Genomic DNA, 16,418 nt, shown 5'->3' on the forward strand with positions numbered 1-16,418 from the left:
TCGATTTGCAACCAGTTTAGGATAACCATGATGCAACCCTTCCCCGGCGCCGCTGCGGCGCCGCGCGTGCCGCCCCGGCTGGTCGCGCTGTTTGCTTGCGGCAGCGGCCTGAGCGTCGCGAATGTGTACTACGCCCAGCCCCTGCTCGGTTCGCTGGCGGCCGACTTCGCGATCAGCCCGGCGGCCGTCGGCGGCGTGATCACGGCCACCCAGGCCGGCAGCATCCTGGCCTTGCTGCTGCTGGTGCCGCTCGGCGACCGGCTCGACCGGCGCCGCCTGATGCTGGTCCAGGCCCTGCTGCTGGCGCTGGCGCTGGTGTGCGTGGCGATGGCGCGCCAGGCGCCGCTGCTGCTGGCCGCCATGCTGGCCGTCGGCCTGCTCGGCACCGCCATGACGCAGGGCTTGATCGCGACGGCCGCCAGCGCGGCCGATGCGTCCGAGCGCGGGCGCGTGGTCGGCGCGGCGCAAGGCGGCGTCGTCATCGGCCTGCTGCTGGCGCGCGTGCTGGCGGGACTGGTGGCCGATGCGGCCGGCTGGCGCTGGGTGTATCTGCTGTCGGCGGCCACCATGCTGGCGCTGGCGGGCCTGTTGTGGACGGCGCTGCCGGCGCAGGCGCGCGCGCGTTCGGGCTTGTCGTACGGCGCGCTGCTGCTGTCGATGCTGGACTTGCTGCGGCACGAACGGATGCTGCGGATCCGGGGCATGATCGCGCTGCTGATGTTCGCGGCGTTCAGCATTTTCTGGAGCGCGCTGGTGCTGCCGCTGAGCGCGGCGCCGTATGCGCTGTCGCACACCGCCATCGGCGCCTTCGGCCTGGTGGGCGTGGCCGGGGCGCTGGCGGCCGGCAAGGCGGGCAGCTGGGCCGACCGCGGGCTCGGACAGCGCGCCACCGGCATCGCGCTGGGCCTGCTGGTGCTGGCCTGGCTGCCGCTCGGCTTGCTGCACCGCTCGCTCTGGCTGCTCGGACTGGGCATCGTGCTGCTCGATATCGGCGCGCAGGCGATCCAGGTGCTCAACCAGAGCATGATCTTCCGCAGCCGCCCGGACGCGCACAGCCGGCTGGTGGGCTGCTACATGCTGTTCTATGCGGTCGGCAGCGGCGCCGGGGCGCTGGCGGCCACCGCCATGTATGCGGCCGCCGGCTGGACCGGCGTGTGCCTGCTCGGCGCCGGCGTGAGCGCGCTGGCCGGGCTGTTCTGGGCGCTCAGCTTGCGCTGGACGCCGGCCTGACGGGGCCGCTTCCTACGACGTCCCGAGGCGCCGGGCAAAGTCGGCCAGCATGGCGGCGTCTTGCACGCCTTCGAGCAAGGCGGGCACGCCGCTGACCCGGATCAATGCCTTTTCGTAGGCATCGACCCAGGGGCGGTGATCGGTCCGGCCGGCATTGAGCAGATGCCGCACGCGCGCCAGGATGGCGAGCGAGGCGGAGGTGGGAACGCGCTCGACCAGGGACAGCATCGCCTCGCGCGCGCCATCGCGCACCTGGGGTACCCAGTCGTTGAGCCGGGGGATCAGCAAGGGCAGGATGCGCGGATCGGACAGCGTGCCGCATTCGCGCACGGCGGCTTCGCGAATCAGGCCGCCGTGCCAGTCCAGCCGGTCCTTCAAGTCTTTGAAAGGATCGGGTGGCTCGGGCGGCGTTGGGGAACTGGCCATGATTCAGCAGGGAACCTGGGCACCCGCCTGCGCGGGTGCGACGGCGTGGATGACCGTGCCAGTATAGGGCATGCGGCCACGCTGCCCGTCCCTTGCGCGACGCCCCCGCCGGCACGCCGCCAGCGGACGGCCGGCAGCGCGGCCTGCGTTTACTGGCCGGGCGGACGCGTGGTGCCGGCGGTGCCCCGGGTACCGGTGTCGGTGCTGTTGGCCCCGGCAGCGCCGTCGCTGCCGGTCATCGAGGTCGTGCCAGTCGGCCCGGTCATGCCTGTTCCGGTGGTGCCCGCAGTCCCACCGCTGCCGCCGGTGGCAGTGCTGCCGGCCGCGCCGCTGGTACCCGTTGCAGTGCTGCCGGCCATGCCGCTGGTGCCGGTGGCCGTGCTGCCGGCCGCCCCGCTGTTGCCGCCGGTGACGCCCGGCGTGGTGGCGGCGCCGCTGTCATTGCCTGCCGTGGTCGAGGTCGCCGTGCCGCCGGTGGCGCCGGTGGTGCTGTTGCCGGCCCCGCTACCGGCCACGGTGGCCGATGGCGCAGCGTCGCTGCCGGCGCCCGGGCCCGCACCGTCGTTCTTGCACGCCGCCAGCGACATTGCTGCCAGCAAGATACACGCTACATTCTTTACCAGAGGAAGTTTGTTCATGTCGCAGCTCCTTTGCATGTTGCGGTGGATAAGAGCGGCGCGCGTCCTTCACGAAGCGCGCAGCCAGTGAGTCGTATCCTAGCGCCCTGTTCCACCCCCGGCCCATCGGCCAACTTGCCCATTGCATGTAGGAGATGTCCGGCCCTCACCCGCCGCGCATGCGGCCTGCGGCGCGGCTATTTGTTAGTGACGCCGGGGACGTCGCGCGTGGGGCGGGCGAACTTGCCCTTGAGCTCGTCCACGCCCGATTGCGGCCTGGCCATCTTGGCCAGGTCGGCACGGTACTTGCGCGTTGCGGCGGTGTCGAGCTTCATGCGGCGGTCGCGCTCTTCGACCAGGCCGGGCTGCGCTTCGCCGTCACGGTTGAAGGACCAGGCCAGCATCGGCATGCCCATCGGCAACTTGTCCTTGGGCTGGCCCATGTGGCCGGTGTTCCAGACATGCCAGGTTTTGCCGTAGCTATTCATCTTGGCTTTCATCAGCGCTTTTTCAGCCACCTTGGGAATGCCGGGCGCCATCAGCTGGCCGCTGAGGATTTCGCCGTTGTGCGGATGCCAGAATGTCTTTTCTTCGGCGGGCAAGGTCTCGAACAGGGTCTCGGAAATGATGTACTCGACGCCGTGCATATTGGCTTTTCTGGTGTTGCTGTCGAACAGGACGCACTGGGCGAAATCTTCGTTCATCTGGTGGCAGTAATGGTGCGCTTCCATCTGGTGCTCGGGATGGTCCTTCATGGGATGGAAGCCCACCAGGTAGATATCGAACCCGGCGAACGGGCTGTTGCTTTGCAAGAGTTTGGCGCCCGCTTCGAGGGCGCGGGTCCTGGGCGCCTTGTCGGCGCCGGGCGGCGATTGCGGCGGCGCGACTTTTTCTTGCGCCCAGGCCGGGGATAGCGATAGCAGCAGCGCTGCCATCATCATGGAAAGAGGCGTGCGTGTCATGGAACAGCTCCCGAAAAGTGGGACGGCGCGGACGATCCGGCGCCGCCGGTTCACCGATACGGTAGCCCAGCGCCGCACTTTGCGCCACGCGTTACGGGCGTGACACGGTTGATGCCGGAGATACTTTGCAGCGCCGGCAAACCAGTACGCCAGCCTCTTCCTTGCCCCGCTGGATGTGCACATCCACCGGGGCAAACCGCGGGTCGCTCAGGATACGAAAGGCGAGGCGCCGCCACGCACCAAAGCCTGCAGTTTTTCTTCGTCGAGCGTGCCATCCGGCATCAGGACCGCGTCGATCAGCACCTGGCCGAGCGGGACGCCCCCGCGCGCATCGATGAAGCGGCCCTGCACGCCGCCGTGGGCGACAATCTCGTTCATCAGCGACAGTACGGTGGGACAGACGATCTTGCCGCGCACGTTGACGTACGCGCCGTACTCCGACAGAAAGTCGCAGTGCAGGTCGCCGCCGACGAACAGGCAGTAATCGTTGAGGGTATTGAGGCACAGTGTTTTTACGTGCAGGTCGCCGCCGACGACGACATCGATGTTCATGCGCCCCAGGTGCTGGCAGATGACGTTACCGGACACGACGAGCAGGCCGGTGTCGTACGCATAGTCGATGTCGCGCACGGTCAGGTTGCCGTCGATGACGGTGACCGGAGCGACCATCAGCGTATCGATCTCCAGGTCGCCCTGGTGAAAACGTACCTGCTCTTCGTCGTCCGGGTCGGCGTCGTTGAAAAACGCCCGCTCGCACACGGGCGGCGGCTGGCGCCTGACCCAGTCCTCGAACGCGTCGTAAGAAATAGTGTGCATCTTATCCCTTCACCACCTTGACCAGTTCGACACGGCGGTTCTTCGCACGGGACTCGTCGCTGTTGTTATCGGTGAGCGGTTTTTCCGAACCGTGACCGGCGGCGACGAGGCGCGTGCCGTCGATGCCGTCGCCGACCAGGGCCTGCACCACCGCCTGCGCGCGCTCGCGCGACAAGGCCTTGTTGCGGGCCTGGTCGCCGACGTTGTCGGTGTGGCCTTCGACCGACAGGTGCAGCGCGGTTTGCTTCTTCATCAGCGCGGCGATCTCATCGACCGCCGGCTTGCCGTCGGGGCGAATGGCGGCCTTGTCGGTATCGAAATTGATGTACAGCGCGATGTGGCCCTTGCTCTCAAGCTCGGACTGCATGACGGCGGAGGTCACCATCTTCACCGACGAGGCAGTTTGCTTTTCTTCGACGGCAAGCATGCGCACGCTGCTGTCGTTGACCATCAGCACCAGCCATTTGCGGCCGGTCGGGGTCGGCAGGAAATACGCTTCATAGCTGTAGTTCGAACCCGGATAGTCGAGTTTCTTGCGCAGCTCATAGCCTTTGTCGTCATTGGCCTTGTCGAACGCATCCTCGTCGGGAGTGACGGTATTGACCTTGACCCCGCCCAGCTCCTGGGCCGCCTTGGAATAATCGCGCTGGGCCTGGAATCGCGAAATCTTGGCATCCGACAAATCGAACGCGGACTTGCGGAAACGGCCTTCGATGGTGTGCACCTTGTTGCCAACCAATATGTGCAACTGGTCGAAGTCGGATTCGTTGGTGCGCTGGCGCGTCTCGGGGACGGTGTCCGGATAATCGATGAACGGGAACGGCGGCAGCGGCTTGCTGATGACCGCGATTTTATCGAGATCGGCGATGGCCTCGGCGGTCGCTGGCGTCGCCGCCGCTGGCGCAGGCGCAGGCGCAGGCACTGGCGCTGCCGGCGCCTGCGCGACCGGTGCGCTGGCCACCGGTGCTTCCGCCGGGGCGGCCGGCGTTTTCGGTTTGCATCCGGTGATCGCAAAGGCAAGCGAGATCGACAGGCAAAGGGCAGCGTTGAGTTGTTTGGTCATGGCAGTGATTTAGAGTAAGAAAGGGATCGGCCTGGCGCTGCAGGATCAGGTAAAACAATTACATTAAAACAAGTTCATCATAGCGTGCGGATGATGTATCTCAACCGGTAATCGCGACGGCGTTTTACCGGTTCACGCTGGCGCTCAGCCTTTGACCACCTTGACCAGCTCGACGCGGCGGTTTTTCGCACGGCCCTCTTCGCTGCCGTTGTCGGTGAGCGGCTTGTCGGCGCCGTGGCCGGCGGCGACGAGGCGGGCGCCGTCGATGCCGTCGCCTAGCAGCGACTGCACCACCGCCTGCGCCCGTTCGCGCGACAAGGTAGCGTTGCGGGCCTTGTCGCCGAGGTTGTCCGTGTGGCCTTCGATGGACAGGCGCAGCGCTGTTTCCTTCTTCATCAGTGCGGCGATTTCGTCGACCGCCGGTTTGCCGTCAGCGCGGATGGCCGCCTTGTCGGTATCGAAGTTGATGTACAGCGCGACCCGGCCCTTGGTGTCGAGTTCGGATTTCATGACGGCGGCGCTCACCGCTTTCAGCGACGATGCCGCCTGTTTTTCTTCGACGACAAGCACGCGCATGGCGGATTCGTTGCCCATCAACACCATCCATCTGCGGCCGGTCGGGGTCGGCAAGAAATACGTTTCGTGGTTGAAGCTCTCATGCCAATAGCCCATTTTCCCTCGCAGCTCATAGCCTTTGCCGGCATTGGCCTCGTCGAACGCATTGTCATTCGGTTCGATGGTATTGACCTTCACGCCCCCCATGTCCATGAATGCCTTGGCATAGTCGCGCTGCGCCTGGAATTGCGAAATCCCGGCGTCGGACAAATAGAACTCGATCGTCCGCACCCGCCCTTCGACGGGACGCGCCTTGTTACCGACCACCAGGTAAACCTGGTCGAAATCCGATTGCTCCGTGCTCTGCTTCTCTTTGATGACCTTCTCGGGATAATCGACGAACGGAAATGGCGGCAGCGGCTTGGTGACAACGGCGATCTTGTCGAGGTCGACATCGGCGGCGTTGGCGGCAGCGGCGGGCGCAGGCGTCGCGGCGGGCTCGGCCGGTGCGACAGGCGCCTCGGCAGCGGGCGCGCTGGCGACCGGCGCTTCGGCCGGCGCGACGGGCGCCTTCGGCTTGCATCCGGCAATGGCAAAGGCCAGCGACATCGACAGGCAAAGTGCGGCGTTGAGTTGTTTGGTCATGTCGTGCAATCTCAGAAAGGAATGGGCCTGGCGCTGCAGGGAAATGGTGAACGATTACAGAAAAGCAAGGTCATCATATATTGCAGATGAGATAACGCAACCGGTAATCGCAGCGCGGTTTTACCGCTTGCCCGCGAATGGCGGCGCTCATCCTTTGACGACCTTGACCAGCTCGACGCGGCGGTTTTTCGCACGGCCCTCTTCGCTGCCGTTGTCGGTAAGCGGCTTGTCGGCGCCGTGGCCGGCGGCGCTCAGGCGGGCGCCGTCGATACCATCGCCCACCAGGGCCTGCACCACCGCCTGCGCCCGCTCGCGCGACAAGCTCAGGTTGCGGGCCTTGTCGCCGACGTTGTCGGTGTGGCCTTCGATCGACAGGCGCAGCGCCGTTTCCTTCTTCATCAGCGCGGCGATTTCGTCGACCGCCGGTTTGCCGTCCGGGCGGATGGCCGCCTTGTCGGTATCGAAGTTGATGTACAGCGCGACGCGGCCTTTGGTGTCGAGTTCGGACTTCATGACGGCGGCGGTCACCATCTTGACCACCGATGCGCTTTGTTTTTCTTCGATGGAGGTGACGCGCAACTTTTCTTGGCTGGCCATGATCAACATCCATTTGCGCCCGCCTGGCGTCGGAAAATAGTAGCTCTCGTAGCTGTAATTCTCCCCTGGATAATTCAGTTTCTCCCGCATGGCGTCGTTGAACGCGCCGCTGACCTTCTGGAACGCGTCATCCTTCGGCACGCTGGCGTTGACCTTGACGCCGCCCATGTCGGTGGCCGCCCTGGCGTAATCGCGCTGGGCCTGGAAGCGCGAAATGCCGGCGTCGGCCAGTTCGAACGCAATCGTCCGGAAGCGTCCTTCGACGGCGACGATCTTGTTACCCACAATCAGGTGCAGCTGGTCGAAATCGGACGCCTTGGTGGTCTGCTTCTCTTTGACGATATTCTCGGGATAATCGACAAACGGGAACGGCGGCATCGGCTTGGCGATCACGGCGATCTTGTCGAGATCGACATCGGCGGCATCGCTGACGGCGGCCGGCGGCGCCGTTGCGGGCGCCGCAGCCGGCGCGGCGGGCGGCGGCGCCACCGGGGCCGCGGCACTTGGCGGCGGTGCCGGCGGCGCCTCCACCGGTTCTTTGGGCTTGCATCCGGCGATGGCGAAGGCGAGCGGGATCGACAAGCAAAGGACGTTCAAGTGTTTGATCATGGCGGGCAGTCGAAATAGAAGGGGATCGGCCTGGCGATGCAGGGAAAAGTACAACAATTTCATAAAAGCAAGCCAATCATACACGCGCGCTGATGCGGCGCAATCGGTAATCACGGCAGCGTTTTACCGCCTCGCCTTGGCGCCTCGCCTTGGCGCGCCGCCTTGGTGCTTCGGCCGGCGCCGTGGCCGGTTGGCCGGGCCCTGCGCGGCGCCGCGTCGATGGTATGATGACGCCCCGAACGCGCGGCCGCCGGCCCGCTCCCCCCCTCACATGACAAACATGGATCCGTACAAAGTTCTCGAAGAAGCCCGCCCGATGCTCGATGCCGTGCTGACCCAGGCCGGCCTGCAGGCGCCGGGCGAACCGCTCGACCTGGAGGCGCTGCGCGCGCCGTTCAGCCAGTGGCTGCAGGCGCAGCCGGTCGGGCGCGAGGACCTGGGGTTCTTCGTCGGGCTGGCCGGGGCCTTCATTTCGCACTACCTGGCCGATACGGCCGACGCGTCGGTGCAGGTCGATGGCGAGCGCATCAGCGTGCGCGTGCCGCTGGCGGGCGGCATGGAACGCCGCTTCGATCCGTATGCGGCCGCTTCCAGCCTGATTCTGAAAAAAGGCAGCGTGGCCGATTTCCTGGCCAGCGTGCGCGCATGACCGGACAGGCCGGTGCTATTGATCGGCCTTTGAAGCGCGCTTGTTCATCGCTGATGCGGCTTATCCATAGTGCGTTTGCATCGCGTCGACATATTTGGGCACGTTGATGGCGTAAAACCCCGAGCTGTTGATGTTATTGAATTCGATGACTTTCAAGCCGTCTTGCGTGAGGCAGACATCCATGACGAACGACTCGGCCGGGGTCCATTTGCCGATCACGCTGCGGGCATAGTCGAGGACATCGTCTTCGACGTCGGGCGAAATCTCCGCGCGGCCGCCGATCCGGTACACCGAGCCGGTCACCACTTTGCGGTTGACGATGAACAGGCGGTACTCCCGATAAATCGCCTTGACCGGCGAGACGATGACGTCCATCTGCTGCAGATGCGCTTTGGCCGGATCGCGCCGCCAGTCGGCGATGGTTGCGCTGTCCATGAGCATGCCGTCGAAGGCCTTGTTGTCTTCGGCCGGGCGAATGAAGAACTTGGCCAGGTGCGCCGTGCGCACGTTCGCCAGGGCGCCCGATTCGATGTCGTGGTTCAGCAGTTCGGCACCGAGTTGCGCGAGCCAGATATCGAACTTGAAATTCTCGTTCAAAAAACTGCCGGGAACCCAGCCCTTGTCGCGCGCGATCCTGGCCAGCTTGATGGCGCCGCAGACGTAAACCTTCCCTTCCAGGTTCACATCGGGAACCAGGTCGACGGTCCCGTTGGGAATCGCCACCGCCGTATGGGCAATGCCCAGCGTACCGAGCGCATTGACCAGCAACTGGTAATTGCCCGGCTTGAAAATACTTTGTTGAATGACCCAGTGCATAGGAATCCGATGAGAGGTTGATGTCGTTAGCCGGCTTGGTCCAGCCATCGTCGAACCAGCGGCGGGACGATCCCGGTCGCTTTACCTGACATGAACGTAAAGCCGAACGGGACGCGCTGTATGTCCAGACAATTGATGACCTTTTCGGCGCGCCCGCGCGCCGCCTTCACCAGCGAGGCTGCCGGGAAAACCGACAGCGATGTACCAACCACCAATACCCTGGCGGCGCTGGCGGCATGCCGGCGCGCCTCGTCCATGTGCTGGACGTCCTCGCCGAACCAGACGATGTCGGGACGCAGCTGCGTCCCGTCCTCGCACAACTGGCCGAGCGAAATCGGCGCCGCATCGATCCGATAGCGCTTGGGCGCGGTCGAGGTCCCGCGCGCGTATGCAAGTTGACCGTGCAGATGGATCACCGTGCGCGATCCCGCGCGTTCGTGCAGATCATCGACGTTCTGGGTAATGACGACCACCTCGTACGCTTCGTCGAGCGCCGCGATGGCCTCATGCGCCACATTGGGCTCGGCCTCAGACGCCCTCGCGCGCCGCTCGTTGTAAAACGCGAGGACGGCTTCCGGGTTCGCTTTCCATCCTTCCGGCGTTGCCACGTCCTGCAAGGAGAAGTTATTCCATAGCCCGTTCGAATCCCGAAAAGTCGGCAGGCCGCTCTCGGCACTGATGCCGGCACCGGACAGGACCACGATCTTGTTTGGCTGGACCTCTGGTTTCATACGATTCAATCAAGCGTTGCTGGCAGCAGAGTCTAGCAGAACAAGGCCGGCAAGCTTGCTGCCGCCTGCCCCACCCGGCGTAGAATCAAGCCCTGCGCAGGCGCCATCGCGCCCGCATTCAAGAATGCTCCACCGTCTCATCACTGACAAGAGGAGTACACGCATGGCTGCGCTCACGCCGGATGGATTCATCAAGGAGGAAGGCTGCGCCGAGGGGCAGGCCGAGCCGAACCTGACGCTCTGGATTTCGGAGGCCGGCGGACTGACGCAGTTCGGCGCCTTCGTGGAAGTGCTGCAACCTGGCACGCGTTCTTCGATCAAGCACTGGCACAGCGCCGAGGATGAAATGGTGTACGTCCTGGAAGGCCATGTGACGCTGGTCGAAGGCGATGCCGAAACCATCCTCAAGCCCGGCGACGCGGCCACCTTTCGCGCCGGCGTCGCGCTCGGCCATTGTTTGTGGAACCGCAGCGCCTCGCCTACGCGCTGCCTGGTGGTCGGCACCCGTGCGCCAGTCGACCGGATCACCTATCCCGACCACGACCGGGTGTGCCACCGCGACCGCGCGCTGCCCGACGATCTGTGGATGACCGCTGCCGGAGAACCCGCCGCGAGTCCCTATTGACAGCACCCATGGCGTCGGCCGCGTAACATCCGGTAACTCATCCATACGCCATATTCCGACCGCATAGGCTATGATGGCAAATTGTCATCATCAACCATCGCTCATGGATGGTTGATATCGACCGTTGCGCAGCATGCGCGGTCGCGCTATTGGAAGAGGTTTGGATGTCTGTCGTTGCAGAAAAAGTACCCGGGGCCAAGGCAACTGCCCCGGCGCAGTTTGGACTCATCAATCTGTTGAAAGTCATCGCGGCACAGTTGATCGTGCTGCATCACCTGGCCTTTTACGGCCCCATGGCCGACTATGCGCGGCCACTGATGCCGGATGTGATCGATTGGCTCGGTTCCTTCGCGCGCATCGCGGTGCAAGTCTTCCTCGTCATCGGTGGATTTCTCGTCGCTAAATCCCTGTTCCCGCAAGGCCAGCCCGGCGTGATCAATCCGCTGGGAACGGTGTGGCGGCGCTATGCCAAGCTGGTGCCGCCGTTTATGGTGGCGATGCTGTGCGCCGTTGCCGCGTCGGCCCTGGCGAACCGGTGGATGACGCACGATTCCATCTCCGCCCCACCCGATTTCATGCAGCTGGCCGCGCATGCGCTGCTGCTGCAGGGCGTGCTCGGTTACGATTCCCTGTCGGCGGGGGCCTGGTATGTGGCGATCGATTTCCAGTTGTACGCGGTGGCGGCCTTGCTGGTCTGGCTGTGCGGACGTTTTCCCGGCAGCGCGCTACGGCGCTGGCTGATGCCTGCCGTGGTCGTCGTCGGGGTCAGCACGTCTTTGCTGTACTTCAACCGCGATCCCGGCTGGGACGAGTGGGCGCCGTATTTTTTTGGCAGCTATGGACTGGGCATCATGGCCTGGCTGGCGAGCGATCCGAAACGGCGGCCGCGCGCGGTGGCGCTGCTGGTGGCGATGATCCTGGTGCCGACCCTGGCCGCGCTGGTACTCGATTTCCGCCTGCGCATCGCGGTGGCGCTGGTGGTGACGTGCATCCTGTTCCTGTTCGGCCGCGCGCGCATCGGATCGACGTCGTACTGGGGCATGTCCGCCGTCAATCGCCTGGCGCAGATTTCCTATTCGGTTTTCCTGATCCACTTTCCGGTCTGCCTGGTGATGAATGCGGCGTTTGCCCAGTTCGTGCCGCCCACGCCGCACTATCAGGCGCTCGGCATGCTGGCGGCTTGGGCTGCCAGCCTGTTAGCGGGCGCGGCATTTTACCGCTGGGTCGAGCTTCCGCTGGGCCGAATGTTGCAGTCGTCCACCACGGCGCCTTCGCCGCGCACCGCATTCATCTAGTCGCGCCGGTCAATCCCGGCCCAGCGCTGCCCGTTCGATCATGGCGATATCGATTTTTTTCATCGTCATCATCGCATCGAACGCGCGCTTGGCCGCGGCCGGATCGGGGCCGAATACGGCTGCGGTGAGCGCGCGCGGAGCGATCTGCCAGGACAATCCCCAGCGGTCCTTGCACCAGCCGCATTCGCTTTCCTGTCCGCCATTGCTGACGATGGCGTTCCACAGGCGGTCGGTTTCGGCCTGGTCGTCGGTGGCGATCATGAACGAGAACGATTCGTTGTGCTTGAAATGCGGGCCGCCGTTGAGCCCGAGGCAGGCAATGCCGGCGACCGTGAACTCGACCGTGAGGACGTCGCCTTGTTTGCCATCCGGATAGTCGCCCGGTGCGCGGTGGACAGCCTGGACTGCACTGTCGGGAAATGTTTCTGCGTAAAAGTTTGCGGCGTCGACAGCGTCGCCGTCGTACCACAGGCAGATCGTGTTCTTGCTGGTCATTGCGTGCCCTCCCGAAAAGTTGAACACCGGCAGCGATTGCCGCGAAACGAACGACGGCATCCAAGGAGACATCGGTCGCTCGGTGAGACTAAAGCGCTGACCGGGATTCGTCAATAGCGCCCGCAAGTACTTGCCTGCGGGGCCAGGCACGTCACGCGTGCCCTCAACGACGCGCAGCATTGACCGGCAAGCTGGCGCCTGTGCAAGCCAGGCATGCGCCGCTGTTCAGTTGCCGTTGTCCGTGAAGCTTACTTGCGGTTGCGCCGCCGGGTGAACGCGGCCAGCGACAACAGGCCCGCACCGAGCATGAGGTAGCTGTGAGGTTCAGGTACCGCGGTCACCGTCATGACTGTCTCGGGCGCCCAATAGTGTCCATAGTCCTGTCCGTCTGTTCCCGTCCAGAACGCGCTGCCCCAGTTCGCGCCCGTGTTGATAAAGAAATGCGTCCCGGACCAGCTGCCAGTTTCCCGGAGCTCGTAGTTGAAGGACAGGGCACCGGCGGGATTATACGAAAACGTCGACACAGCGCAGGTGATATTCCCGATATTCGCACACGGCACATGGGCAAGTGTGTCGTAGGTGAAGGATTTCAGTTCGGTCAGATCGAAATTGCCATCCTGATTCAGATCGTTCACGACGAACTGTCCCGATATCTTGACGTCAGGATCAAAAACATCGCTGTGTTTTTCAGTAAAGCCCTGGAAGGACCATTCATACGTCTGATCGGCCGCATTCGCGGTCAGGGCGCATAGTGTGAGGGCGGCGCAACTCGCCAATTCCATGAACATGCAGACCTTTTTGATAACATGATAGGAGTAGGCATCTTATCAGAAAGTTAATTCGCGGCGCTTGATTTGTAACTTTTTGACACCGATAGAAATATTTCTAAAACAATCCGGTGGAAAAATTACCGGATCCGAATCGACGCCAAAGTTTGATGAACGCGGTTGACAATGACCCACGCTGTCCTGATGATAGCCGCATGACTGACCTCACCCGCCAGGAAATCGACGCCAAGCTTGTCGCCGGTGAAGCGAAGGTCGACGCACGCCTGGCGAACTTCGACACGAGCATCAAGACCGGCTTCGCCGATCTGCGCGCCGAGTTCGCCGATCTGCGCGCCGAGTTCGTGGAACTGCGCGGCGAGATGGCCAGGCACAGGGCGGAGGTGCGCGCAGAGATGGAAAAAATGCGCGCCGAAATGCACAAAGGAATGACGGACATCGTCAAGTGGGTGATCGCCGTTAACCTCGCCAGCGTTGGCGCCCTGTTCACCGTGTCGAAAATGACAGAAAAACCGCCATCACCGGCACTGGTGCAGCCTGCACCAATCATCATCACCATTCCCATGCCCCAGCTCGCGGCACCGCCCGCCGCCCCGGCCCCGCCGAACTAGCTTCTCCCAACACAAGCGCAGCCAGCCCGGGCGACTCCCTGTCCGATCGGTCGCGCTTCCGGTATCATTCGGCATGAATAAGATATCTTCCCCTCCATTTGTAATTGGTGTCGCTGGCGGAAGCGGCAGTGGCAAGTCAACCGTGTCCCAGCAAGTGCTGGCTTCCTTTGGCGCCGATATGGTCTCGGTCGTGATGCAGGACGATTACTACTGTGACCAGACCCACCTTACCCCTGAAGTGCGCCGCCAGCAGAATTACGACCATCCGCAGGCCTTCGATTGGCCATTGCTGGTACAGCACGTCCAGGCCTTGTGCAATGGCGAAGCGATCGCGATGCCGGAATATGACTTCACGATCGATAACCGCTCCGACAGGACCATTCCAGTCAAGCCAGCCCCGGTCATCGTGATCGAGGGCCTGTTCGCCTTGTATGACGCCGACTTGCGCGACATGATGTCGCTCAAGATCTTTGTCGACACCGCCTCCGACATCCGCTTCATTCGCCGCATGCAGCGGGATATTACAGAACGCGGCCGCTCGGTGGAAAGCGTCGTCGGCCAGTATCTGGACACCGTGCGCCCGATGCATAAGCAATTCATCGAGCCAACCAAGCGCTACGCCGATGTCATCATTCCGCATGGCGCGAATGGACCGGCAGTCGATATGATTACCACCAAGGTGGCGAGCGTTATCGGCCAGTTGAAGCGGCATTGATTTAACGGCGCGCGTCCCTGGTCAGCGAGAAGATCGCCCGCTGTCTGACATGAGCCTCACGGCAGTGCTCCGGCGCTTGAAGCGCGACGACATTACCGTGCACGGCTTCCGGTCGACGTTTCGCGACTGGTGCGCGGAGGCGGTCGGCAATTCATACCCGCGTGAAGTATGCGCACACGCGCTGGCGCATAAGCTGCCGGATAAAGTCGAGGCCGCCTACAGGCGCGGGACGTTGCTCGACAAACGTGTGCTGCTCATGCGTGATTGGGCGAACTTTTGTTACGGAAAAAATCGAACGATTCCTAATGATGTGCCCGAGCAATTTCGGGCGCCTAAACACGAAAGGAATCGAGTCATGAATCACCGTATCATCCGCCTCCCTGAAGTAATCGGCAAAACCGGACTCGCCCGCGCTACCCTCTACAGGATGGCGACGAGCGGACGCTTTCCTGCATCGATCAGCTTAGGAGGAAAAGCCATTGGATGGGTCGAATCGGAAATAGACGCCTGGATCGAACGTGGCATGCTGGCTCGCCAAACACCCGGTAAGCAAGCTACTGGTCAGTAACATAGGCCTAGCGACACATCGGCACTTTGACCTCGACCTACGTAAGTGCAGAGTGCGGCATCGCGCTTGATATCCTCACTTGCGGCCAGGACCACAGTATGCCTGGCAGCAAAGTGCGCCGGCATTAGCTGCACCACGACTATGCCGACGAGAAACGCGATGCGTGGGCCAAGCTCGGCACTCACTTGTCTACTGTTTTGAAATGAATGCCGTTTGTTGGACCCTGAGCTCCATTTTGCTCATCTCATAATTGTAGCAAGCCAATAGGGTCGGGCACCTCTACTGACTGATTTTCAATCACGAATAGCGGAAACCCTAGGTTTCGCTCGCCCAATGACGTCAATCGCATCGACCTAAATTCCGGCGATGTGTACAGCTGTGACCCAATTTTTGTTAAAGCTAGAATAAGCGCCTGCATGGTATCGTCTCCTTCTGCGTAACGAATTCTGTCGTTATGCAATCCTAGGAATTGAAAATGGCAACGAAAGGCATCTGAGCCCGCGAAAGGCTGCGGTTTGCCAATTTTAACGATAATGGACGTGACGCTCCCGTCTTCCAAGGTCAGGCTTAACTCGCGCTCCGCGATTACTTCCAATATTTCATTTTTCATAGCAAACTCCTTAGTTATTTTTTGCAGGCTAACCGATCACGACGATCACGACAGTCGGCAGCGTCGCGTGCAGCTTTTGCATAACAAGAACGCCGAGCGGGGCCTCGCAATTGGTCGCAGAGCATCTCGTCCCTCTTTTCTTGTTTATCACATTCGTCGTCGTCTGGGTGTGGCTGATTTCTCCCTTGCGCTTTAGCGATAACATTTGCTGCAGCGACTGAAGCGAATTTCTTACGAGCTCGTTCCTTAGACCTCTCGCTCATTTCCGGATCGTCTGGGTGGGTCCAGTCATAAATGCTGGTGCCAAAGGGCTGGCCAGCAAAATGCTCCCACGCAGAATTAAAGCCGAGGCCAATACCCACACCTACGGCACCAGCTGCCGCAACGCTGGCGCCTGCCGCTGCGGTTGTAGTGCCAGCCGCTGAGCCGGCCCATGTAACAACGCCTGGTGCCGGTACTAGCAGACCCGATGGGTCGACGTATGAGACCGGATTTCCGAGAACGTAACCGTACGTATTGATTCCACCAGCAAGCCCAATCGGGTCGGATTGCACATACCGTCCAGTCTGCGGATCGAAGTCTCGATAATAGTTGTAATGAAGATTCGTCTCTCGATCATAATATTGTCCGGGAAAACGCAGGTTGTAGGCGAAGTTTCCTGCGCGGTTCGGGTTTTCGTCGGGCTGGTCCTCGCCGAACGGATTTGCGCCGTCCCAGCGCCACACCATCTTGTTGTCGCTGCCGCGCGTGATGACCCGGGCTGTCGCCAGATGATCGGCATAGACGTAGTATGCATTTTCTTCTGCACCGCTGGCACGCGGTTTGACCACGGCCCAGGGCCGACGGTTTCCCATTGCTGTCGTAGGTAATGTCGATGCGATTGCCGCTGGGGTAGGTCATCGAGGTCACGTGGCCCACGGCGCTGCTCGTGCTGCCATAGGTGTAGGCTGTCACAAAGCGCCGGGAAGCCGCTCCGTTCGTTTGCTCCTTCCTCAACA

General features: G+C 62.5%; 20 protein-coding genes and 1 pseudogene. 8 read left to right on the top strand and 13 right to left on the bottom strand.

The window, feature by feature from the left end; translation table 11 throughout:
- Positions 1-30 precede the first annotated feature (30 nt).
- Positions 31-1,230, top strand: a complete 1,200-nt coding sequence (locus F2P45_RS19925) for an MFS transporter (protein ID WP_187367195.1) — start codon at positions 31-33, stop codon at positions 1,228-1,230.
- Positions 1,231-1,242: 12 nt separating this feature from the next.
- Here the strand turns inward: F2P45_RS19925 and F2P45_RS19930 are convergent, their stop codons facing one another.
- From F2P45_RS19930 to F2P45_RS19960, 7 genes are all read right to left on the bottom strand, one after another.
- Complete coding sequence (locus F2P45_RS19930; protein ID WP_166879001.1) at positions 1,243-1,656, bottom strand: hypothetical protein; 414 nt, start codon at positions 1,654-1,656, stop codon at positions 1,243-1,245.
- Between the two features lie 149 nt (positions 1,657-1,805).
- On the bottom strand, positions 1,806-2,294 hold the full coding sequence (locus F2P45_RS19935) for a hypothetical protein (RefSeq protein WP_166879003.1): 489 nt from the start codon (positions 2,292-2,294) through the stop codon (positions 1,806-1,808).
- Between the two features lie 176 nt (positions 2,295-2,470).
- Positions 2,471-3,235 carry an OBAP family protein gene (locus F2P45_RS19940; RefSeq protein ID WP_229505184.1) on the bottom strand — a complete coding sequence of 255 codons (765 nt, stop codon included), beginning with the start codon at positions 3,233-3,235 and terminating at the stop codon, positions 2,471-2,473.
- Positions 3,236-3,442: 207 nt separating this feature from the next.
- On the bottom strand, positions 3,443-4,051 hold the full coding sequence (locus F2P45_RS19945) for a hypothetical protein (protein WP_166879004.1): 609 nt from the start codon (positions 4,049-4,051) through the stop codon (positions 3,443-3,445).
- Position 4,052: 1 nt separating this feature from the next.
- Positions 4,053-5,114, bottom strand: coding sequence for an OmpA family protein (locus tag F2P45_RS19950; protein WP_166879007.1), 1,062 nt, complete (start codon positions 5,112-5,114; stop codon positions 4,053-4,055).
- A 144-nt stretch (positions 5,115-5,258) separates the two neighbouring features.
- The gene (locus F2P45_RS19955) at positions 5,259-6,314 is read right to left on the bottom strand and encodes an OmpA family protein (RefSeq protein ID WP_166879010.1); all 1,056 of its coding nucleotides are present in this window, start codon (positions 6,312-6,314) and stop codon (positions 5,259-5,261) included.
- Positions 6,315-6,461: 147 nt separating this feature from the next.
- Entirely contained in the window at positions 6,462-7,508 is a 1,047-nt protein-coding gene (locus F2P45_RS19960) for an OmpA family protein (protein WP_166879013.1), read from the bottom strand.
- Between the two features lie 292 nt (positions 7,509-7,800).
- Between F2P45_RS19960 and F2P45_RS19965 the strand changes: the two genes are divergently transcribed.
- Positions 7,801-8,169, top strand: a complete 369-nt coding sequence (locus F2P45_RS19965; protein ID WP_166879015.1) for a hypothetical protein — start codon at positions 7,801-7,803, stop codon at positions 8,167-8,169.
- Between the two features lie 60 nt (positions 8,170-8,229).
- Here F2P45_RS19965 and F2P45_RS19970 read toward each other — a convergent pair whose 3' ends face one another.
- Positions 8,230-8,985, bottom strand: a complete 756-nt coding sequence (locus F2P45_RS19970) for an ATP-grasp domain-containing protein (RefSeq protein ID WP_166879018.1) — start codon at positions 8,983-8,985, stop codon at positions 8,230-8,232.
- Between the two features lie 26 nt (positions 8,986-9,011).
- Positions 9,012-9,716, bottom strand: a complete 705-nt coding sequence (locus F2P45_RS19975; protein ID WP_166879021.1) for a Sir2 family NAD-dependent protein deacetylase — start codon at positions 9,714-9,716, stop codon at positions 9,012-9,014.
- Positions 9,717-9,879: 163 nt separating this feature from the next.
- On the opposite strand from F2P45_RS19975, the gene F2P45_RS19980 reads away from it, so the two are divergent.
- Positions 9,880-10,341, top strand: coding sequence for a cupin domain-containing protein (locus F2P45_RS19980; RefSeq protein WP_166879024.1), 462 nt, complete (start codon positions 9,880-9,882; stop codon positions 10,339-10,341).
- 164 nt (positions 10,342-10,505) lie between these two features.
- Entirely contained in the window at positions 10,506-11,636 is a 1,131-nt protein-coding gene (locus tag F2P45_RS19985; protein ID WP_166879027.1) for an acyltransferase family protein, read from the top strand.
- A gap of 9 nt (positions 11,637-11,645) precedes the next feature.
- Here the strand turns inward: F2P45_RS19985 and F2P45_RS19990 are convergent, their stop codons facing one another.
- Both F2P45_RS19990 and F2P45_RS19995 read right to left on the bottom strand, forming a co-directional pair.
- Positions 11,646-12,131, bottom strand: a complete 486-nt coding sequence (locus tag F2P45_RS19990) for a VOC family protein (RefSeq protein ID WP_166879066.1) — start codon at positions 12,129-12,131, stop codon at positions 11,646-11,648.
- 248 nt (positions 12,132-12,379) lie between these two features.
- Positions 12,380-12,919 carry a PEP-CTERM sorting domain-containing protein gene (locus F2P45_RS19995; protein WP_166879030.1) on the bottom strand — a complete coding sequence of 180 codons (540 nt, stop codon included), beginning with the start codon at positions 12,917-12,919 and terminating at the stop codon, positions 12,380-12,382.
- A gap of 110 nt (positions 12,920-13,029) precedes the next feature.
- Between F2P45_RS19995 and F2P45_RS20000 the strand changes: the two genes are divergently transcribed.
- The 4 genes and pseudogenes from F2P45_RS20000 (at position 13,030) to F2P45_RS20015 (ending at position 14,810) form a co-directional block, all read left to right on the top strand.
- Positions 13,030-13,527, top strand: coding sequence for a hypothetical protein (locus F2P45_RS20000; RefSeq protein WP_370663286.1), 498 nt, complete (start codon positions 13,030-13,032; stop codon positions 13,525-13,527).
- Between the two features lie 73 nt (positions 13,528-13,600).
- Positions 13,601-14,242, top strand: a complete 642-nt coding sequence (gene udk / locus F2P45_RS20005; protein WP_166879033.1) for a uridine kinase — start codon at positions 13,601-13,603, stop codon at positions 14,240-14,242.
- Between the two features lie 37 nt (positions 14,243-14,279).
- Positions 14,280-14,522: pseudogene (locus F2P45_RS20010) on the top strand (tyrosine-type recombinase/integrase); the annotation flags it as partial.
- A gap of 75 nt (positions 14,523-14,597) precedes the next feature.
- On the top strand, positions 14,598-14,810 hold the full coding sequence (locus F2P45_RS20015; RefSeq protein ID WP_166879071.1) for an AlpA family transcriptional regulator: 213 nt from the start codon (positions 14,598-14,600) through the stop codon (positions 14,808-14,810).
- Positions 14,811-15,054: 244 nt separating this feature from the next.
- Here F2P45_RS20015 and F2P45_RS20020 read toward each other — a convergent pair whose 3' ends face one another.
- Positions 15,055-15,420, bottom strand: a complete 366-nt coding sequence (locus F2P45_RS20020) for a DUF6968 family protein (protein WP_166879036.1) — start codon at positions 15,418-15,420, stop codon at positions 15,055-15,057.
- Between the two features lie 14 nt (positions 15,421-15,434).
- On the bottom strand, positions 15,435-16,250 hold the full coding sequence (locus F2P45_RS37040) for an RHS repeat-associated core domain-containing protein (protein WP_370663287.1): 816 nt from the start codon (positions 16,248-16,250) through the stop codon (positions 15,435-15,437).
- Positions 16,251-16,418 lie beyond the last annotated feature (168 nt).

The organism is Massilia mucilaginosa, from assembly GCF_011682145.1.
GTDB classification, from domain to species: Bacteria; Pseudomonadota; Gammaproteobacteria; order Burkholderiales; family Burkholderiaceae_D; genus Telluria_A; species Telluria_A mucilaginosa.

What these genes read in the sequence shown, in the direction of transcription:
- F2P45_RS19925 (WP_187367195.1), top strand. Translation starts at nt 31, where the DNA reads ATGCAACCCTTCCCCGGCGCCGCTGCGGCGCCGCGCGTGCCGCCCCGG.
- F2P45_RS19930 (WP_166879001.1), bottom strand. Translation starts at nt 1,656, where the DNA reads ATGGCCAGTTCCCCAACGCCGCCCGAGCCACCCGATCCTTTCAAAGAC.
- F2P45_RS19935 (WP_166879003.1), bottom strand. Translation starts at nt 2,294, where the DNA reads ATGAACAAACTTCCTCTGGTAAAGAATGTAGCGTGTATCTTGCTGGCA.
- F2P45_RS19940 (WP_229505184.1), bottom strand. Translation starts at nt 3,235, where the DNA reads ATGACACGCACGCCTCTTTCCATGATGATGGCAGCGCTGCTGCTATCG.
- F2P45_RS19945 (WP_166879004.1), bottom strand. Translation starts at nt 4,051, where the DNA reads ATGCACACTATTTCTTACGACGCGTTCGAGGACTGGGTCAGGCGCCAG.
- F2P45_RS19950 (WP_166879007.1), bottom strand. Translation starts at nt 5,114, where the DNA reads ATGACCAAACAACTCAACGCTGCCCTTTGCCTGTCGATCTCGCTTGCC.
- F2P45_RS19955 (WP_166879010.1), bottom strand. Translation starts at nt 6,314, where the DNA reads ATGACCAAACAACTCAACGCCGCACTTTGCCTGTCGATGTCGCTGGCC.
- F2P45_RS19965 (WP_166879015.1), top strand. Translation starts at nt 7,801, where the DNA reads ATGGATCCGTACAAAGTTCTCGAAGAAGCCCGCCCGATGCTCGATGCC.
- F2P45_RS19970 (WP_166879018.1), bottom strand. Translation starts at nt 8,985, where the DNA reads ATGCACTGGGTCATTCAACAAAGTATTTTCAAGCCGGGCAATTACCAG.
- F2P45_RS19975 (WP_166879021.1), bottom strand. Translation starts at nt 9,716, where the DNA reads ATGAAACCAGAGGTCCAGCCAAACAAGATCGTGGTCCTGTCCGGTGCC.
- F2P45_RS19980 (WP_166879024.1), top strand. Translation starts at nt 9,880, where the DNA reads ATGGCTGCGCTCACGCCGGATGGATTCATCAAGGAGGAAGGCTGCGCC.
- F2P45_RS19985 (WP_166879027.1), top strand. Translation starts at nt 10,506, where the DNA reads ATGTCTGTCGTTGCAGAAAAAGTACCCGGGGCCAAGGCAACTGCCCCG.
- F2P45_RS19990 (WP_166879066.1), bottom strand. Translation starts at nt 12,131, where the DNA reads ATGACCAGCAAGAACACGATCTGCCTGTGGTACGACGGCGACGCTGTC.
- F2P45_RS19995 (WP_166879030.1), bottom strand. Translation starts at nt 12,919, where the DNA reads ATGTTCATGGAATTGGCGAGTTGCGCCGCCCTCACACTATGCGCCCTG.
- udk (WP_166879033.1), top strand. Translation starts at nt 13,601, where the DNA reads ATGAATAAGATATCTTCCCCTCCATTTGTAATTGGTGTCGCTGGCGGA.
- F2P45_RS20015 (WP_166879071.1), top strand. Translation starts at nt 14,598, where the DNA reads ATGAATCACCGTATCATCCGCCTCCCTGAAGTAATCGGCAAAACCGGA.
- F2P45_RS20020 (WP_166879036.1), bottom strand. Translation starts at nt 15,420, where the DNA reads ATGAAAAATGAAATATTGGAAGTAATCGCGGAGCGCGAGTTAAGCCTG.